Below are 15,912 nucleotides of genomic sequence, written 5' to 3'. Positions count from 1 at the left end.
CCCTCTCACCTGTCAAAAATCCCACTTCATTATATCCGTTTTCTTTCCTAACTTAAATACTAATTTTTTAGATTCTTCGTACCATTATGGTAAAATAGAAACGAAAGCACCTATTAGTGAATATTTCTTTCTTTTTCACTACAAGCGTCGCTCTTACAATCATTCAGTAAATTTTTATTTAGGGGGATCCACATGAATCAAACAATAGGGAGAATTGAAGAGATTTCATTTTATAGTGCATCACTTCAAGAAGATGTTACACTTCTCGTTTACTTACCAGTAAATTACACACCACTGCACAAACATACAGTGGTCATTGCACAAGATGGTAGAGATTATTTTCAGCTTGGTAAAGCGCACCGTGTAATTGAGCGCCTTCGTGAAACTGAAGAAATTGACCGTACAATTATTGTCGGTATTCCATATAAAAATGTACACGATCGTAAAGAAAAATATTTCCCAAATGAAGTAAAAAACGCTGCTTATATTCGCTTCCTTGCTCATGAACTTGCACCATATATCGACGAAAATTATCCAACGTACCAAATGGGAAAAGGTCGTGTGTTAATTGGTGATTCTCTTGGCGGAACAGTTTCCTTTATGACTGCACTTATGTATCCGCATACATTCGGTAAAGTCGTTATGCAATCACCATTTGTGGATGAAACAGTGATGAATTTAGCGAAAGAATTCAAAAATCCGGAGGCGCTAGAACTTTATCACGTCATTGGAACAGAAGAAACAGCTGTAAAGCGCACGGATGGACAAGTATCTGATTTCATAGGGCCGAACCGTGAGCTTAATACACTTCTGACAGATAGAAATTTCATTACACATTACGAGGAATTTCAAGGTAATCATACGTGGAAATATTGGCAAACTGATTTACCGAAAGCTTTCTCTCATATGCTATCAATGAAATAATAGAGAGCAGTATTCAGAATAATTTGATATAATAGATTAAGAGAGTTATTTTCTCAAAATCTAACTAGACTTACAAAGGGAGGAATTGGAACATGAAATTAGGCATTGTAATTTTTCCATCTAAAATGATTCAAGATAAAGCGAACGGATTGCGTAAACGTTATGATCCGCACTACGCATTAGTTCCGCCACATATTACATTGAAAACACCCTTTGAGACGCAAGACGAACAATTAGAATCGATTGTAAACGAGTTACATACAATCGCAAGTAAAACGAACCCTTTTACCCTTCATGTTGGAAAAGTTGGTTCATTCGCACCTGTTAATAATGTTCTTTATTTTAAAGTAGAAAAAACACCGGAACTTACTTTCTTAAATGAGGAAATGCACAGCGGGTTCTTTACACAAGAACGCGAATACGCTTTCGTACCTCATTTAACAATCGGACAAGGCCTATCTGATGCAGAGCATGCTGATGTACTAGGTCGATTACGTATGAAGGATTTCTATTATGAACAACCAATTGACCGCTTCCATCTTCTATATCAATTAGAAAACGGAACATGGACTGTACACGAAACATTCCGCCTTGGAAAGGGGAACAACTAATTTGCATGCACAGATCGTACAAACGGAAGAACAACTAAGAGATGCATTCTCTGTACGTAAGCAAGTATTTGTAAATGAGCAGCAAGTTTCTGCCGAAGAAGAGTATGATGAGTTTGAAGAAACTTCTATACACGTTGTTATATATGATAATGATGTTCCCGTTGGTGCTGGGCGTTTTCGCACCATTGATGGGATTGGAAAAATGGAACGCATTTGCGTAGTAGCTTCCTATCGTAAAAAAGGCATTGGAAAAATTGTTATGGATGCACTTGAAGCATATGCGAAGGAAAACTCGTTACAAAAATTAAAGTTGCATGCTCAAACACATGCTGAAGATTTCTATAAGAAACTTGGATATGTAACGAGTTCTGATGTATTCATGGAAGCAAATATTCCTCACGTCGTTATGATAAAAGAATTGTAATTTGAAAACAGGAGGTATCCCCTCCTGTTTTTTACATTGCTATTTTCTTTTTCTTCCGCTAAAGTTAAATGTTGATGCTATAGTTTTGAAGGTGAATATATGACACAAGAAAAATTTTCACAGAAATCATTAACGCACGCTGATATTCCACGTGCAACATATCATATTCCAAAAACATCTACCCATTTAATTATGGAAGAAGATGCAGATGCGGCGTATTTCCGTGCTCTCGAACAACAAAATGTATTTTTAAACGAAAAACAATTAGAGGCCGTACGAACGACAGAAGGGCCTGTTCTGACATTAGCTGGTGCCGGAAGCGGGAAAACATCTGTTTTAACAACTCGCGTAGGTTATTTAGTAAATGTAAAACAAGTTCATCCGCGAAATATTTTATTGCTTACATTTACACAAAAAGCGGCTGAAGAAATCAGAAATCGTGTAGCGAATTTACCAGGTATGAATCATGCCGCAAGTAGCTACGTTGTTGCTGGTACGTTCCACTCTGTCTTTTTAAAATTACTTCGTAGTCAAGGATATAATCAGCAAATTTTAGCAAACGAAAAACATAAACAAATTATGATAAAGAAAATTTTAAAAGAATTACGTTTAAAAGACGATTATGATGCTGAAACGATGCTCGCGATGATTTCACTTGAGAAAAACAAATTGAATCGTCCGAAAGATGTACAAGCCAAAACACCCGTTGAACAAGAATTTAAAGAAGTATACGAACGTTTTGAAGAAGTGAAACGACGATATAATTATATTGATTTCGATGACATCCTATTAGAAACATATTATATGTTAGAAAATAACGCTCCTTTGCTTACCCAATTACAACAACGTTTCCACTATATTGAAGTAGATGAGTTTCAAGATACATCGTATGCACAATATGAAATTGTAAAATTGTTAGCTTCGCCAAGAAATAATTTGTTTATTGCAGGTGATGACGATCAGGCGATATACGGCTGGCGAGGAGCAAGTCACCAAATTATTTTATCTTTTCCAAAAGAATTTGATAACACTACGATTATCGCGCTTAATACGAATTATCGATCCAATCCTTTTATCGTCGGACTTGGAAATGAAGTGATCAAACTAAATCAAGAGCGTTTTGACAAAGAGCTATATTCTGTACGTGAAGAAGGTGTACAACCTTTTTACGCAAGACCGGCTACGACGCTTGATGAAGCAAACCAAATTTTGCAGCTCATTCAAGAAAAGGTAGATAGCGGTGAACGAAACTATAAAGATTTTTGTTTACTGTATCGCACACATTCTGTAAGCCGTTCATTACTTGATCAGCTTACCATTCACAAAATCCCGTTTATTAAGCACGGGGCGAGTCAGTCATTTTATGAACATTCTTTAATTAAGCCTGTATTAGATCATTTAAGACTGGTGATTGAGCCGTTTCGATTAGAATCACTTTCAAATATATTACCAACGATGTATATCGGGCGTGATGATTGTATTTCCTTTATTGAACGTGAACAATGGAAATATGGTGAAGGCCGTTTTCCTTCTCTTCTTCATTTCTTATTATTAAATCCGAGCTTAAAACCTTTTCAAGTGAAAAAGGTAAATGAGCGTATCGATTTTATTAAATTTATAAAAGAATTAGAACCGAAAAAAGCATTAAAGGAAATTATTCATGGTAAAGGAAAGTATTTAGAGTACTTACAAAGTAACGATCGTTCTTCCTTTACGATGCATAAAGATATACAAGAAGAAATGTTAGAAGAATTAATGGAGTCAGCAAATCGTTTCACCGATATTCCAGCTTATTTACAATTTATTAATGAAGCAATTCAGGGTCAAAAGGAAATGGAAGCATTAAAAACAATGCCCCAAAAAGATGCTGTTTCGCTTATGTCTATTCATAACGCAAAAGGTCTTGAATTCCCATGCGTCTTTTTACTTGGAGCGAGCGATGGTATTCTGCCCCATACTTCTTCTTTAAAAGATGCAAATGATCGTGTTACAGAGACTTCTGAAGCTTTAGAAGAAGAGCGCCGACTACTTTATGTCGCTATTACACGTGCAAAAGAAGAACTTTACATTTCCTCTCCGCAATTTTTCAGAGGAAAAAAATTAGATATATCCCGTTTTTTATATACTGTTCGAAAAGATTTACCTGAAAAGACATCCACTAAATAAGGATGTCTTTTTTTATATTGCATTATGTACATCCCTACTATATAAATTCCTTGTTTTGATCGTAAGAATTAACGTAATATCAGCCATATCCCGTTCATATTGTAATAGTGTATGTCAGAACTCACGATAAGGAGTGAACATAATGAGCTGCAATTGTAACGAAGATCATCATGACCATGATTTTGATTTCAACTGTGTATCCAATGTCGTTCGTTTTATACATGAACTACAAGAATGTGCAACGACAACATGTGGATCTGGTTGCGAAGTTCCATTTTTAGGTGCACATAATAGTGCATCCGTAGCAAATACACGTCCTTTTATTTTATACACAAAAGCCGGAACACCATTTGAAGCATTCGCACCATCTGCAAGCCTTTCTAGCTGCCGATCTCCAATTTTCCGTGTCGAGAGTATAGATGATGATGACTGCGCTGTATTGCGTGTATTAAATGTCGTATTAGGTGATGGTTCCCCTGTACCACCTGGTGACGATCCAATCTGTACATTTTTAGCTGTACCAAATGCAAGATTAGTATCGACCAACACTTGTATTACTGTTGATTTAAGCTGCTTCTGCGCTATTCAATGCTTACGCGATGTTACAATTTAAATCTAAATAATGAGTTAAGCATGGATTGGGTGGCAGAGTTTTCTGCCACCCAATCCATGCTTAAAAGGTATTATTATGTATTTTTATAAAATTGGGAACTTGTCTAGAACATAGAACCTGTCCTTTTCATTAACTGAAAGTAGAAACAGATAAAGGAGTGAAAAACATGTTCTCTTCTGATTGCGAATTTACGAAAATTGATTGCGAGGCAAGACCAGCTAGTACACTACCTGCCTTCGGTTTTGCTTTCAACGCGTCTGCACCTCAGTTCGCTTCACTATTTACACCACTACTATTACCTAGCGTAAGCCCAAATCCAAATATTCCTGTTCCTGTAATAAATGATACAGTAAGTGTCGGAGATGGCATTCGAATTCTACGAGCTGGTATTTATCAAATCAGTTATACATTAACAATTAGTCTTGATAACTCACCTGTTGCACCAGAAGCTGGTCGTTTCTTCTTATCATTAGGTACACCAGCTAACATTATTCCTGGATCAGGTACAGCGGTTCGTTCTAACGTTATTGGTACTGGTGAAGTAGACGTATCCAGCGGGGTTATTCTTATTAACTTAAACCCTGGTGACTTAATTCAAATTGTACCAGTCCAGTTAATTGGAACTGTAGACATCCGTGCTGCAGCATTAACAGTTGCACAAATTAGCTAGTAAAAAGCGGTATTTCTTCATTAGAAATACCGCTTTTTATATGTATAATAAAAACACTCACAGTAACATGAGTGTTTCATTCTTCATAGTGTTTTATTGTATTCTTCTTTTTCCCACAATTACATCCTTTTTTCTTTACAAATCCTTGTTGTTGTAACTGTTCTTGATATGCCTGTTGTTGCAATTGGTGTTGTTGCTGTATATGATACCATTGCTGCAGGTCATATGAATTTTGCCTTGGATTATTGCTCACAGCAAACATCTCCTCTACTGTCAATTCTGTCTATTTACTATATGAACAACTCTTAATTTCCGTTCCCTCATTCTTTTAAACTCCGCATTTTCTCGTATTATGAAAATATATTATTCTCCCATAAAGTATCCTGTAATCGTTTCAATGATTGCTGCTGCTCCTGCAATAGCTAATAATGCAAGTAACGGCTCTGCAACGATCGGAATCCAATTATATAAGACTAATAAAAAAGCACTAACCCATACACCTGTACACCAATAACAGCTTAATAATTCGCCAATCCACTTTCTTAATCCATTACCTTTCACTTTTGTAAACGTTGATACACTTCCATCCGGCTCCGTAATCTCTAATTCATCAATAAACGGTCTTCGCAAAAAGGCTGTAATTTTATCATAAACAATTAAACGAGTGAGCCTAAAAGCAGCTAACGCAAAAATAAAAAATAAAAGCCAGCTTGTAAACAGCATAATTCCACCTTCCCTTATCCTCTTTCGCCTATTTAAAAAAAAAGGTCTTGAGATTGTGACCAAATCTCCTCGACTCCAATATCTTATTAATGTAAATACAAACAAGAAGATAAGGAGTGACATTAATGAGTTGTAACGAAAATAAACACCATAGCTCTTCTCATTGTGTAGTTGACGTTGTAAAATTCATCAATGAACTACAAGATTGTTCTACTACTACGTGTGGATCTGGTTGTGAAATTCCATTTTTAGGTGCACACAACACTGCATCAGTAGCAAATACACGCCCTTTTATTTTATACACAAAAGCCGGAACACCATTTGAAGCTTTTGCACCATCTGCAAGCCTTGTTAGCTGCCAATCTCCAATTTTCCGTGTGGAAAGTGTAGATGATGATAGCTGTGCTGTGCTACGTGTATTAACTGTTGTATTAGGTGATGGTTCTCCTGTACCACCTGGTGATAATCCAATTTGTACGTTTTTAGCTGTACCAAATGCAAGATTAGTATCGACATCTACTTGTATTACTGTTGATTTAAGCTGTTTCTGTGCTATCCAGTGCTTACGCGACGTTTCTATCTAATAAGTGAAGTAAACTAAAAAACTATTGGGGTGGTAGAAGATTTCTACCACCTTTACATATTTAAAAACCTGCCATACTAATCGATTGGATATCCTCTATCGATAACCGAATATCTCTCATACTATTTGGCGGCATAATGGATACAATGCCATTACGATACGATATGATCGATCCAACATATGAGACTGTAGCTGTTTTTATTCTGCACCTTACTTTCGGAATATAATGAGGGCGGTTTAATAAAAAATGAATTTTCTCTTCATTATTCATATCCTTAAATGATTTATTATACGGGACAGTTCTCACCGGCTCTTGCTGTTCTTTCTGTTCTTGTTGCTCTTGTACTTGTTCCTCTTCTTCTATTGTTTCTTCTACTTGTTGCTCTTCTTGTTCTATTACCTCTTCCACAGCACTACTTACAACATTTTCGTTTCTATTGCTTTCCTCTTTTCGATCCTCATTTTCAAAGTTTGTTAAGATAATTCTTTTTATTTTCGGTGCAGCAAGTTCCAAATTTACTTGCGCAATATATAACAACGGTTTTCCAACTGTTGAACTTTTATTTTTATTCTTCACACTCGTCCCTCCCACTTCCATACGTAGCTGAATAAATCGTGTACTATTATAGTTATATTCATAACGTAGTAAGAACTTTCGTTAAAAATCGTTCTTTCTAAGAACAAATAAAAAGGACAATCTCAACATGTAGAGATTGTCCTTTACAAATTCATATTATATTTATCCTAGGATATGATATCCTGAATCAACGTGAATGTTTTCTCCTGTTACGCCGCGTGCTAAATCACTGAATAAGAATACTGCTGTATCCCCAACTTCTTCCGGAGTTGTTGTACGGCGAAGTGGTGCGCGCTCCTCAATTTCTCTTAAGATTGAGTTAAAGTCGCCTACACCTTTTGCAGATAACGTACGAATTGGCCCTGCAGAAATAGCATTAACGCGAATACCATGTTGACCTAAGTCGTTAGCTAAATATTTCACGCTCGCTTCTAATGAAGCTTTTGCAACACCCATAACGTTATAGTTTTTCACAACGCGCTCGCCGCCAAGATATGTTAACGTTAAAATATTTCCGCCTTCTGTCATTACTTTCTTCGCTTCTCTTGCTACAGCTGTTAAAGAGAATGCACTAATATTTTGTGCAAGTAAAAATCCATCGCGAGAAGTATCTACAAATTCACCTTTTAAATCGTCACGATTTGCAAAAGCGATACAGTGTGCTACACCGTGAATTGTACCAACTTCTTGCTTAATTGTTTCAAAGCAAGCTGTAAGTTCTTCATCATTTGTTACATCACAAGGTAATACAAGTGATTCTTGTCCTTCTAATGTGTCCGCTAATTCACGAACGTTTCTCTCTAAACGTTCTCCTGCATATGTGAAGATTAATTTTGCACCTGCATTATGCAAAGAGCGAGCAATTCCCCACGCAATACTTCTTTGGTTCGCAACGCCCATAACAACAAATGTTTTCCCTTGTAATAGTTCCATGATATATCCTCCCAGAAATACTTATACTTGTTATTAGTACCTGATACTATAATTATAGTAACATAAAACCTCTTAAAGGCAAACAAAAAAGTCATTAACTTAAAATTGTTAATGACTTTTTGTTTCTATAAAAAAACGCTCTAATCCTTCTTCCCAAGAAGGCATTTGCAAAAAACCATTTAATCGTAGCATGTTATGTTGGAAAATAGAATATTTTGGTCTCGCTGCCGCCGATCCAAATTCTTCAGTTGAAACCGGTAATACATCCACTTTCATATTTGCATACGAAAATATTTTCTTTGCAAATTCAAACCAAGAACATGATCCTCTATTGGATATGTGATACGTACCGTATAAAGAAGTATGAATGAGCTTATTAATCATTACATTTAAATCCGCTACATACGTAGGAGAACCGATTTGATCCGCTACAACAGATACTTCTTCTCTTTCTTTCCCTAATCGCATCATCGTTTTCACAAAATTATTTCCATACTTACCATACAACCATGATGTACGAACGATAAAGTATTTATTATGTAACTCTTTGACGAACTGCTCTCCCGCATATTTAGAAGCCCCGTATATATTGATCGGCGCCGGATTATGAAATTCATCGTACCCCTCCGGTCTGTCGCCTTGAAATACATAATCCGTACTAATATAAACTAACTTCGCCCCAACTAATTGTGAAGCAACCGCTATATTTCGAGCCCCTATTGCATTTATTACATAAGCAAGATCTCGCTCTTTCTCAGCTTGATCAACCTTCGTATACGCTGCACAATGAATAATGATATGTGGCCTTATTTCTTGTACCACTTGCTGCACTCGGGATATATTTGTTATATCTAACAACTTTTTATCAAATGGATATATGTCATATTCTTCAGGATTTAACTCCTCTTGTAGCTGCTTTCCTAATTGACCATTTGCTCCTGTTATGATAATCCGTTCTTTCATTTATATGCCCCTTACTTTTCTTTTAGTGGTTTCCACCATTCTATATGATGTTCATACCATTCCACCGTTTCTTTTAGCCCTTGTTCAAACGTATACTGCGGTGCCCAGCCAAATTCATCCTTCATCTTTTGCGCATCAATCGCATAACGACGATCATGCCCTAAACGGTCTGTAACATACGCAATGTCTTTTTTCGTCTTTCCTAAGAGAGATATAATTTGTTCCACAACATCTACATTTGTTTTTTCATTATTTCCACCTATATTATATACTTCCCCTATACGTCCCTTATGCAGAACAACGTCAATCGCACTACAATGATCCGTTACATGTAACCAATCTCTTACATTTAATCCATCGCCATATAACGGTAATTTTTTCCCTTCCAGCGCATTCGTAACCATTAATGGAATTAGTTTTTCAGGATATTGATATGGCCCATAGTTATTAGAGCAACGCGTTACTAAAACTGGTAATTGATATGTTTTATAATAGGATAAAGCTATCATGTCGGCGCTCGCTTTACTTGAAGAATACGGACTATTTGGAGCTAATGGAGTTTCCTCAGTGAATCGACCTGTTTTCCCTAAAGAGCCGTACACCTCATCTGTCGATACTTGCACAAGTTTAATATGCGGATATTTTTTCACTAATTCTAATAAAGTGACTGTCCCGATTATATTTGTATCATAAAAAGGGATCGGATTTGCAATACTACGATCCACATGTGATTCAGCTGCGAAATTGACAATTACTTGCACGTCACGCTCCTTAATAACATGCTCCAGCAGCTCTCCATTTTGAATTTCTCCTTTTACAAAAGAGTAATTCGGATGATCTTGAAGAGACTTCACGTTATTTAAATTCCCGCTATATGTTAATGCGTCGAAATTAATAATTTTATATGTTTCATAGCTTTGTAACATGTAATGAACAAAATTACTTCCAATAAATCCGGCCCCACCTGTTACTAATATATTCATAAACAACTCTCCTACTCAAAAGCTATCTTCACATTCCTGAAGTGACGGTAATACTCGATCTTTGTCAGACAAAATAGGACTTGTTACTGGCCATGGAATTGCTAATTCTTTATCGTTCCATAGTACCCCTGAGTCATGATTGGCACTATAATACTCATCTACTTTATACATAACAATCGTATGCGGAACAAGTGTACAAAAACCATGTGCAAATCCTTTTGGTACTAATAATTGCCGGTGATTATCTGCACTTAAAATATATCCTTCCCACTGCCTAAACGTTGGGGAATCTTTTCGCAAATCAACGATAACGTCATAGATTGCTCCTTGCATAACTTGAATAAGTTTCGTTTGTGCTTTCGGATTTTTTTGAAAGTGTAAGCCCCGAATCGTTCCCGCTTCTGCTGAATACGAAACATTATCCTGTACAAATGAATACGTAATCCCTAATGTTTCTAGCGCCTTCTTATTATAACTTTCAGTAAAAAAGCCACGTTCATCTCCAAATAACCTCGGTTCTAACAATTTTGCGTCGGTAAAGTTTGTTTCTATAACTTTCATATTCTCACCTATTCTCCGTTAAACTGTTTACCAAAGTTTATATCCCGCGCTAACGTATTCGCCCTTTGAAGAGAAACATGAGTTCCTGCATCAGTCCACCAGCCGCTCATTTCATTATAAGTAAGTACCCCTCGTTTTAAATACCAATTATTGATATCTGTAATTTCAAGCTCTCCCCTTGCGGACGGTTTTAACTCTTTTATATAAGAAAAGACTTTCGAATCATACAAATAAATTCCTGTGACTGCATAGGAACTTTTCGGCTCTTTCGGTTTTTCTTCAATTTCAATTATTTTATGGTTTTGAATATTTGCTACGCCAAATCTCTCCGGATCATCGACAGATTGCAGCAATACTTTCGCACCCTCTTTTTGATTTGCAAACTCTTCAACATACGGACGAATATCATCAGAAAAGATATTATCTCCTAATATAACTACCATACGATCTTTCCCGACGAAATCTTCACAAAGCCCTAATGCTTGCGCAATTCCGCCAGCCTTATCTTGCACACGATACGTAAAGGACACGCCAAACTCTTGACCGCTTCCTAAAAAACTAACAACATCCCCCATATGCTCTTTACCTGTAATAATCATAATATCTGTAATTTCGCATTGTTTTAGCTTATATACTGCATGATAAATCATTGGATACCGTCCAACAGGAAGCAAATGTTTATTCGTTACTTTCGTTATTGGATATAATCTCGATCCAGTTCCGCCTGCTAAAATAATTCCTTTCACCCTGCATCTCTCCTTTATGATGGAGATAATATATCTTTGTAATGTTCTACAAACACTTTCCGATCCTTCTCATATGTATCCGCATCAAACTCATCCCCGTTGTAGTGAATACACCATAAATTCGCTTGATTAGGGATACCAATTAAATAACCCGCCTTTTGAAACTCTAAAGACTGCGACACATCATAAAAGTGGAATCCTTGAAACAAATCTTCTCGCCACGGAATATCATACTGTGTTGCCATGAATAAGCCATCAATTGCCTGCACCGACATAAAAGATTGGCTTCCATAAAACCCCTGATCTAAATTTAATAATTGATAATTCCGTCTTCTATACTCAATCACTTTCCCTACTAAATTTTTCCCTTCCCACCATATCCCGTTACTCGGTAAAAATTGGGCTCCAGCTACTCCAATTAAGCCGAGCTTTTCATTATCTTTAAACAGGGAAATAAGTGTATAAAACATCTCTCGATTAATAAGATAAGTGTCCTGATGTATATAAACCTTATACTTCGCGGGATATGAAAGTGCTCGGTTATATGCGCTTGCCATACTTTTCGCATCTCGTATCGGAAAAATTTGCACGACATAATCAGGGGGAACAAAAAGATTTCTTATTTGTCTCTCGCATTGTTCAAATAGCTCTTCATTATTTACACAAACAACAACTAATATTGTACGATCCTTCATTTTGTAGCCCCTCTATTCGTCTTGATTTACATCTGACATATAGTTCTCCACAAATATCTTTCTATACTTGTCATAGTTGGTCATATTCACATCAATATGATAGTGAATGCACCACGCATCACGCTGTACAGGAACCCCAACTGTATAGCCAGCTTTTCTAAATTCAAATGACTGAGATACATCATAATAGTCAAACCCATCAAACAAGTCTTCTCGCCACGGAATATCGTATTGCGTGGCCATCAATAAACCATCAATACATTCCACAGGCATAAATGTTTTTGACTCATGGTACGGCTGTTCTTGACTTGCCATATAAAATAAATCATTCATATAACCTATGACTTTTCCAACAACCCCCTTGCCTTCATTCCATATTCCATTTGGAGGAACATATTGTGCTCCAATCATTCCAATCATTCCAAGATGTTCATGTTCGTTAAATAATTGAAGTAATCCGTATAAAAATGCCACATTCATAATGAAAACATCTTGGTGTATATATACTTTATATTTCGCTGGATGCGAAATCGCTTGATTATATCCGCTCGTCATACTTTTCGCATTCCGAATTGGCATAAATTGTACAATATATCCTGGAGGCACCGCTAAGCTCAATATATGTCGTACACACTGTGCATACATTTTCCGATCATTTATACATGTAACAAATAATATTGTTTTATCTGCGGCACTCATAATTGTGATTTTTCTGCTTCAATAATGTATTGAAATACAACCGTCTCAGCCATGAAGCCACTTCCAAGACGATATTTTTTACAAATTCCATATAATTCCTCAATAAGCGGTTCATACATTTTATGATCAACATATACACGATCTACTTTACTAATTGAAAAGCCTGCTTTTAAAAACATTCGCAGCATTTCATTAAATGTAAAGAAACGAATATGTGTTTTATCTAATAACCCATATTCTGTATACGTCCAATTTCCAGCAAGTAACGGCGCTAATACTGAAATGTGAGCAACGTTTGGTATACTTGCTAAAATCACACCATTTTCTTTTATATATGGCTTTACTTTTTCTATTACAGCCCAAGGATCAAATAAATGCTCTAATACGTCACCAAATATAACGCAATCAAATTGTTCCTCCTCGTACGGCATATCCATTGTTTCTATATCGCCTAAAACAACATGATCTAGTTTTTCCTTTGCTTGTTCTGCCGCCTCTGGGAATGCCTCAATTCCTGATACACGTGTGCCATTTTCTTTTATGGCAGCTCCCAACGCACCACTCGAGCAACCAATATCAAGAACTTCTTTCCATTCCTTTTTTATATGCTTTAATAAATTCGGATTCACTGCATTATAATAATGCCCAGACTTTTCTTCGTATAAAGAATTTTTTGGGGAATTCATTTTACACACTCCTCATGCAAATTGAATTTGAAATATAAATCTCATCTAAAATCTATAGATATAACCAGTACTAGTTACATTACCGATACTTTACTATATAGCCAATCTATTAGAGTTAGACTCACGATGAGCCATTTCTAAAAAAAGCTGCCTATAACGATTTATATTGTTTATCAAAAACATCCCGAAAATATTTGCGGTTATATTCGATTGCAGCATTATTTGGAACATAAGCAGCTGCTAATTCGTTGTAATAATAAGCTTTGTCTTGCTCTCCTAACTTGCTATAACAAATACACATTTGTAAATAAGGAAGCCATGTGTAGCTCGCTGGACTATGAAATGGACTCTCCGTCGCCATTGGTACTTCCGTTGCAAGTTTAAACCAAAATATCGCTTCGTTATATTTTTGTTGTTCCATATATATATATCCTATTCTTGTACAATTCTCTCCTCTAGGAACATCATATCGAAACGACTTCACGCAAGATTCAATTGCCTTTTCCCATGATCCAAGCTTTGCATAGCAATCTCCTAACTTACCACATGCATAAATTTTCTCTTCATACCATCCTTCGTCTTGATTAAGGAATGTTTCATATAGCATAACTGCATCATCATATTTTTGGTTATCCATAGATTCATTTGCGTAATAAAATAAATCTCTCGGACTCAATTCTTCTCCTGCAGCTACAGCATTTTGAAAAATTTTCAAATTACGATTTGTTACCTTTTTTTCTTTTTTATGTGTAATAGCAACATTACTACTAAAAGTTTCACCAGAAATAGCTAAATACTCATGAACCTTTCCAAACCATTGAAATTGTTTTTCACGCTTTACAAGTCGATTTCTTTTTGTACAATATAAAGGTTTCCCGCTAGAATCCAATGCAAGATGATAAGGCATCGAAACAGCATCAATTTTAGGATCTAATTCTCTTTTTAAAAGTTTCAATGCTTCTTGAGCATCTTCTAATAATACGTCATCTGCATCTAGCCACAATATATACTCTTGCGTTGCTTTTGAAAAAGAAAAATTTCTTGCTGCTGCAAAATCATTAATCCATGGAAAGTCATATATGTTAGAGGTATATTGAGCTACAATTTCTTTCGTTCGATCAATGGAACCTGTATCAACTATAATAATTTCATCAACAATTTTTTCGACTGCATCTAAACATCGACCTATTGTATCTTCCTCATCTCGAACAATCATACATAAACTAATTGTAATTCCTTGCTTGTTCAACATAATCACCCTCTTCCAAATCAATCATATGTTATACATACAATAAACTTTCCACTTTTTTAACTTGCACAAGCAGTTTAAGATTTCTTTTCAATAATTCAAATGTCCGTGTCATTTTCTTACGGTTTTGCATCTACTATATAATGAACGCTTTATGGAGGTGAATTTATGTCAAATAATAATTATTCAGATGGATTGAATCCCGATGAATCTTTATCAGCTAGTGCATTTGACCCTAATCTTGTAGGACCAACATTACCACCAATACCACCGTTTACCCTTCCTACCGGACCAACTGGGCCGACTGGACCAACTGGGCCGACTGGGCCAACTGTACCAACTGGGCCGACTGGGCCGACTGGACCAACTGGATCAACTGGTACAACTGGACCGACTGGGCCGACTGGATCAACTGGTACGACTGGGCCAACTGGATCAACTGGTACGACTGGACCAACTGGGCCGACTGGGCCAACTGGTGACACTGGCGCTACTGGACCAACTGGGCCAACTGGTGACACTGGCGCTACTGGACCAACTGGTGCTACCGGACCGACTGGGCCAACTGGTGCTACCGGACCGACTGGGCCAACTGGACCATCAGGGCTAGGACTTCCAGCAGGATTGTATGCATTTAACTCCGCTGGGATTTCTTTAGATCTCGGACTTAATGCTCCAGTACCATTTAATACTGTTGGATCTCAGTTTGGTACAGCAATTTCTCAATTAGATCCTGATACTTTCGTAATTAGTGAAACTGGATTCTATAAAATCACTGTTATCGTATATACTGCAGCACTAAGTGTATTAGGTGGGCTTACAATCCAAGTAAATGGGGTATCTGTACCAGGTACTGGGGCTACTTTAATCTCAGTTGGAGCACCTATCGTTGTTCAAGCAATTACGCAAATTACGACAACTCCATCATTAGTTGAAGTAATCGTTACAGGGCTTGGGCTATCATTAGCTCTTGGTACAAATGCATCTATTATTATTGAAAAAATCGCTTAATTTTTTACTTAGCAGTAAAACTGATATCAGTTTTACTGCTTTTTCATTGGTAAATTCAATCATTAAATCCTTCTTTTCTACATAGTCATAATGTT

At 36.5% G+C, this 15,912-nt stretch carries 20 protein-coding genes; 8 read left to right on the top strand and 12 right to left on the bottom strand.

The annotated features are described in order from the left end of the window. Positions 1-192 precede the first annotated feature (192 nt). The 6 genes from Q9B79_RS13655 (at position 193) to exsF (ending at position 5,408) form a co-directional block, all read left to right on the top strand. Positions 193-924 (top strand): alpha/beta hydrolase, encoded by a 732-nt coding sequence (locus Q9B79_RS13655; protein ID WP_306185043.1) that lies wholly within the window; start codon positions 193-195, stop codon positions 922-924. A 92-nt stretch (positions 925-1,016) separates the two neighbouring features. Further along, positions 1,017-1,535, top strand: coding sequence for a YjcG family protein (locus Q9B79_RS13650; protein WP_000765878.1), 519 nt, complete (start codon positions 1,017-1,019; stop codon positions 1,533-1,535). Between the two features lies 1 nt (position 1,536). Then, positions 1,537-1,959 (top strand): GNAT family N-acetyltransferase, encoded by a 423-nt coding sequence (locus Q9B79_RS13645; protein WP_306185040.1) that lies wholly within the window; start codon positions 1,537-1,539, stop codon positions 1,957-1,959. A gap of 99 nt (positions 1,960-2,058) precedes the next feature. Then, positions 2,059-4,125, top strand: a complete 2,067-nt coding sequence (locus Q9B79_RS13640) for an ATP-dependent helicase (protein WP_306185038.1) — start codon at positions 2,059-2,061, stop codon at positions 4,123-4,125. 142 nt (positions 4,126-4,267) lie between these two features. Continuing rightward, positions 4,268-4,738 carry a spore coat protein CotY gene (gene cotY / locus Q9B79_RS13635; RefSeq protein ID WP_306185036.1) on the top strand — a complete coding sequence of 157 codons (471 nt, stop codon included), beginning with the start codon at positions 4,268-4,270 and terminating at the stop codon, positions 4,736-4,738. A gap of 166 nt (positions 4,739-4,904) precedes the next feature. Continuing rightward, positions 4,905-5,408: an exosporium protein ExsF gene (gene exsF, locus Q9B79_RS13630; RefSeq protein WP_306185032.1), complete on the top strand. Its 504-nt coding sequence runs from the start codon at positions 4,905-4,907 to the stop codon at positions 5,406-5,408. A gap of 76 nt (positions 5,409-5,484) precedes the next feature. Here exsF and Q9B79_RS13625 read toward each other — a convergent pair whose 3' ends face one another. Next, positions 5,485-5,670, bottom strand: a complete 186-nt coding sequence (locus Q9B79_RS13625) for a hypothetical protein (RefSeq protein WP_063224588.1) — start codon at positions 5,668-5,670, stop codon at positions 5,485-5,487. 101 nt (positions 5,671-5,771) lie between these two features. Then, complete coding sequence (locus tag Q9B79_RS13620; protein WP_000899664.1) at positions 5,772-6,131, bottom strand: DUF1360 domain-containing protein; 360 nt, start codon at positions 6,129-6,131, stop codon at positions 5,772-5,774. Positions 6,132-6,256: 125 nt separating this feature from the next. Between Q9B79_RS13620 and exsY the strand changes: the two genes are divergently transcribed. Continuing rightward, positions 6,257-6,715, top strand: coding sequence for an exosporium assembly protein ExsY (exsY, locus tag Q9B79_RS13615; protein WP_073517526.1), 459 nt, complete (start codon positions 6,257-6,259; stop codon positions 6,713-6,715). Between the two features lie 60 nt (positions 6,716-6,775). On the opposite strand, the gene Q9B79_RS13610 is transcribed toward exsY, so the two are convergent. The 10 genes from Q9B79_RS13610 to Q9B79_RS13565 form a co-directional block, all read right to left on the bottom strand. Continuing rightward, a complete protein-coding gene (locus Q9B79_RS13610) occupies positions 6,776-7,312 on the bottom strand; it encodes a spore coat CotO family protein (RefSeq protein ID WP_306185025.1) in 537 nt (178 codons plus the stop codon). 141 nt (positions 7,313-7,453) lie between these two features. After that, positions 7,454-8,224, bottom strand: a complete 771-nt coding sequence (fabI, locus tag Q9B79_RS13605; RefSeq protein WP_000421885.1) for an enoyl-ACP reductase FabI — start codon at positions 8,222-8,224, stop codon at positions 7,454-7,456. Positions 8,225-8,332: 108 nt separating this feature from the next. Next, a complete protein-coding gene (gene rfbD / locus Q9B79_RS13600; protein ID WP_306185022.1) occupies positions 8,333-9,187 on the bottom strand; it encodes a dTDP-4-dehydrorhamnose reductase in 855 nt (284 codons plus the stop codon). An 11-nt stretch (positions 9,188-9,198) separates the two neighbouring features. Next, positions 9,199-10,170, bottom strand: a complete 972-nt coding sequence (gene rfbB / locus Q9B79_RS13595) for a dTDP-glucose 4,6-dehydratase (protein ID WP_306185020.1) — start codon at positions 10,168-10,170, stop codon at positions 9,199-9,201. A 15-nt stretch (positions 10,171-10,185) separates the two neighbouring features. Next, positions 10,186-10,731: a dTDP-4-dehydrorhamnose 3,5-epimerase gene (gene rfbC / locus Q9B79_RS13590; RefSeq protein ID WP_306185017.1), complete on the bottom strand. Its 546-nt coding sequence runs from the start codon at positions 10,729-10,731 to the stop codon at positions 10,186-10,188. Positions 10,732-10,739: 8 nt separating this feature from the next. Beyond that, positions 10,740-11,477 (bottom strand): sugar phosphate nucleotidyltransferase, encoded by a 738-nt coding sequence (locus Q9B79_RS13585; RefSeq protein ID WP_306185015.1) that lies wholly within the window; start codon positions 11,475-11,477, stop codon positions 10,740-10,742. Positions 11,478-11,491: 14 nt separating this feature from the next. Then, the gene (locus Q9B79_RS13580) at positions 11,492-12,172 is read right to left on the bottom strand and encodes a glycosyltransferase family protein (protein WP_306185013.1); all 681 of its coding nucleotides are present in this window, start codon (positions 12,170-12,172) and stop codon (positions 11,492-11,494) included. 12 nt (positions 12,173-12,184) lie between these two features. Further along, on the bottom strand, positions 12,185-12,871 hold the full coding sequence (locus Q9B79_RS13575; RefSeq protein ID WP_306185011.1) for a glycosyltransferase family protein: 687 nt from the start codon (positions 12,869-12,871) through the stop codon (positions 12,185-12,187). After that, positions 12,868-13,557, bottom strand: coding sequence for a class I SAM-dependent methyltransferase (locus tag Q9B79_RS13570; RefSeq protein ID WP_306185009.1), 690 nt, complete (start codon positions 13,555-13,557; stop codon positions 12,868-12,870). The genes Q9B79_RS13575 and Q9B79_RS13570 overlap by 4 nt, the downstream gene beginning before the upstream one ends. 151 nt (positions 13,558-13,708) lie before the next feature. Beyond that, complete coding sequence (locus tag Q9B79_RS13565; protein ID WP_306185007.1) at positions 13,709-14,809, bottom strand: glycosyltransferase; 1,101 nt, start codon at positions 14,807-14,809, stop codon at positions 13,709-13,711. A gap of 165 nt (positions 14,810-14,974) precedes the next feature. On the opposite strand from Q9B79_RS13565, the gene Q9B79_RS13560 reads away from it, so the two are divergent. After that, a complete protein-coding gene (locus Q9B79_RS13560; RefSeq protein ID WP_306185005.1) occupies positions 14,975-15,817 on the top strand; it encodes a BclA C-terminal domain-containing protein in 843 nt (280 codons plus the stop codon). Positions 15,818-15,912 lie beyond the last annotated feature (95 nt).

This window comes from Bacillus sp. MHSD_36, from assembly GCF_030757775.1.
GTDB lineage: Bacteria > Bacillota > Bacilli > Bacillales > Bacillaceae_G > Bacillus_A.
The sequence above is the reverse complement of the archived record's forward strand: the minus strand, read 5'-3'. Positions and strand labels throughout refer to the sequence as shown.

What these genes read in the sequence shown, in the direction of transcription:
- Q9B79_RS13655 (WP_306185043.1), top strand. Translation starts at nt 193, where the DNA reads ATGAATCAAACAATAGGGAGAATTGAAGAGATTTCATTTTATAGTGCA.
- Q9B79_RS13650 (WP_000765878.1), top strand. Translation starts at nt 1,017, where the DNA reads ATGAAATTAGGCATTGTAATTTTTCCATCTAAAATGATTCAAGATAAA.
- Q9B79_RS13640 (WP_306185038.1), top strand. Translation starts at nt 2,059, where the DNA reads ATGACACAAGAAAAATTTTCACAGAAATCATTAACGCACGCTGATATT.
- cotY (WP_306185036.1), top strand. Translation starts at nt 4,268, where the DNA reads ATGAGCTGCAATTGTAACGAAGATCATCATGACCATGATTTTGATTTC.
- exsF (WP_306185032.1), top strand. Translation starts at nt 4,905, where the DNA reads ATGTTCTCTTCTGATTGCGAATTTACGAAAATTGATTGCGAGGCAAGA.
- Q9B79_RS13625 (WP_063224588.1), bottom strand. Translation starts at nt 5,670, where the DNA reads ATGTTTGCTGTGAGCAATAATCCAAGGCAAAATTCATATGACCTGCAG.
- Q9B79_RS13620 (WP_000899664.1), bottom strand. Translation starts at nt 6,131, where the DNA reads ATGCTGTTTACAAGCTGGCTTTTATTTTTTATTTTTGCGTTAGCTGCT.
- exsY (WP_073517526.1), top strand. Translation starts at nt 6,257, where the DNA reads ATGAGTTGTAACGAAAATAAACACCATAGCTCTTCTCATTGTGTAGTT.
- Q9B79_RS13610 (WP_306185025.1), bottom strand. Translation starts at nt 7,312, where the DNA reads ATGGAAGTGGGAGGGACGAGTGTGAAGAATAAAAATAAAAGTTCAACA.
- fabI (WP_000421885.1), bottom strand. Translation starts at nt 8,224, where the DNA reads ATGGAACTATTACAAGGGAAAACATTTGTTGTTATGGGCGTTGCGAAC.
- rfbD (WP_306185022.1), bottom strand. Translation starts at nt 9,187, where the DNA reads ATGAAAGAACGGATTATCATAACAGGAGCAAATGGTCAATTAGGAAAG.
- rfbB (WP_306185020.1), bottom strand. Translation starts at nt 10,170, where the DNA reads ATGAATATATTAGTAACAGGTGGGGCCGGATTTATTGGAAGTAATTTT.
- rfbC (WP_306185017.1), bottom strand. Translation starts at nt 10,731, where the DNA reads ATGAAAGTTATAGAAACAAACTTTACCGACGCAAAATTGTTAGAACCG.
- Q9B79_RS13580 (WP_306185013.1), bottom strand. Translation starts at nt 12,172, where the DNA reads ATGAAGGATCGTACAATATTAGTTGTTGTTTGTGTAAATAATGAAGAG.
- Q9B79_RS13575 (WP_306185011.1), bottom strand. Translation starts at nt 12,871, where the DNA reads ATGAGTGCCGCAGATAAAACAATATTATTTGTTACATGTATAAATGAT.
- Q9B79_RS13570 (WP_306185009.1), bottom strand. Translation starts at nt 13,557, where the DNA reads ATGAATTCCCCAAAAAATTCTTTATACGAAGAAAAGTCTGGGCATTAT.
- Q9B79_RS13565 (WP_306185007.1), bottom strand. Translation starts at nt 14,809, where the DNA reads ATGTTGAACAAGCAAGGAATTACAATTAGTTTATGTATGATTGTTCGA.
- Q9B79_RS13560 (WP_306185005.1), top strand. Translation starts at nt 14,975, where the DNA reads ATGTCAAATAATAATTATTCAGATGGATTGAATCCCGATGAATCTTTA.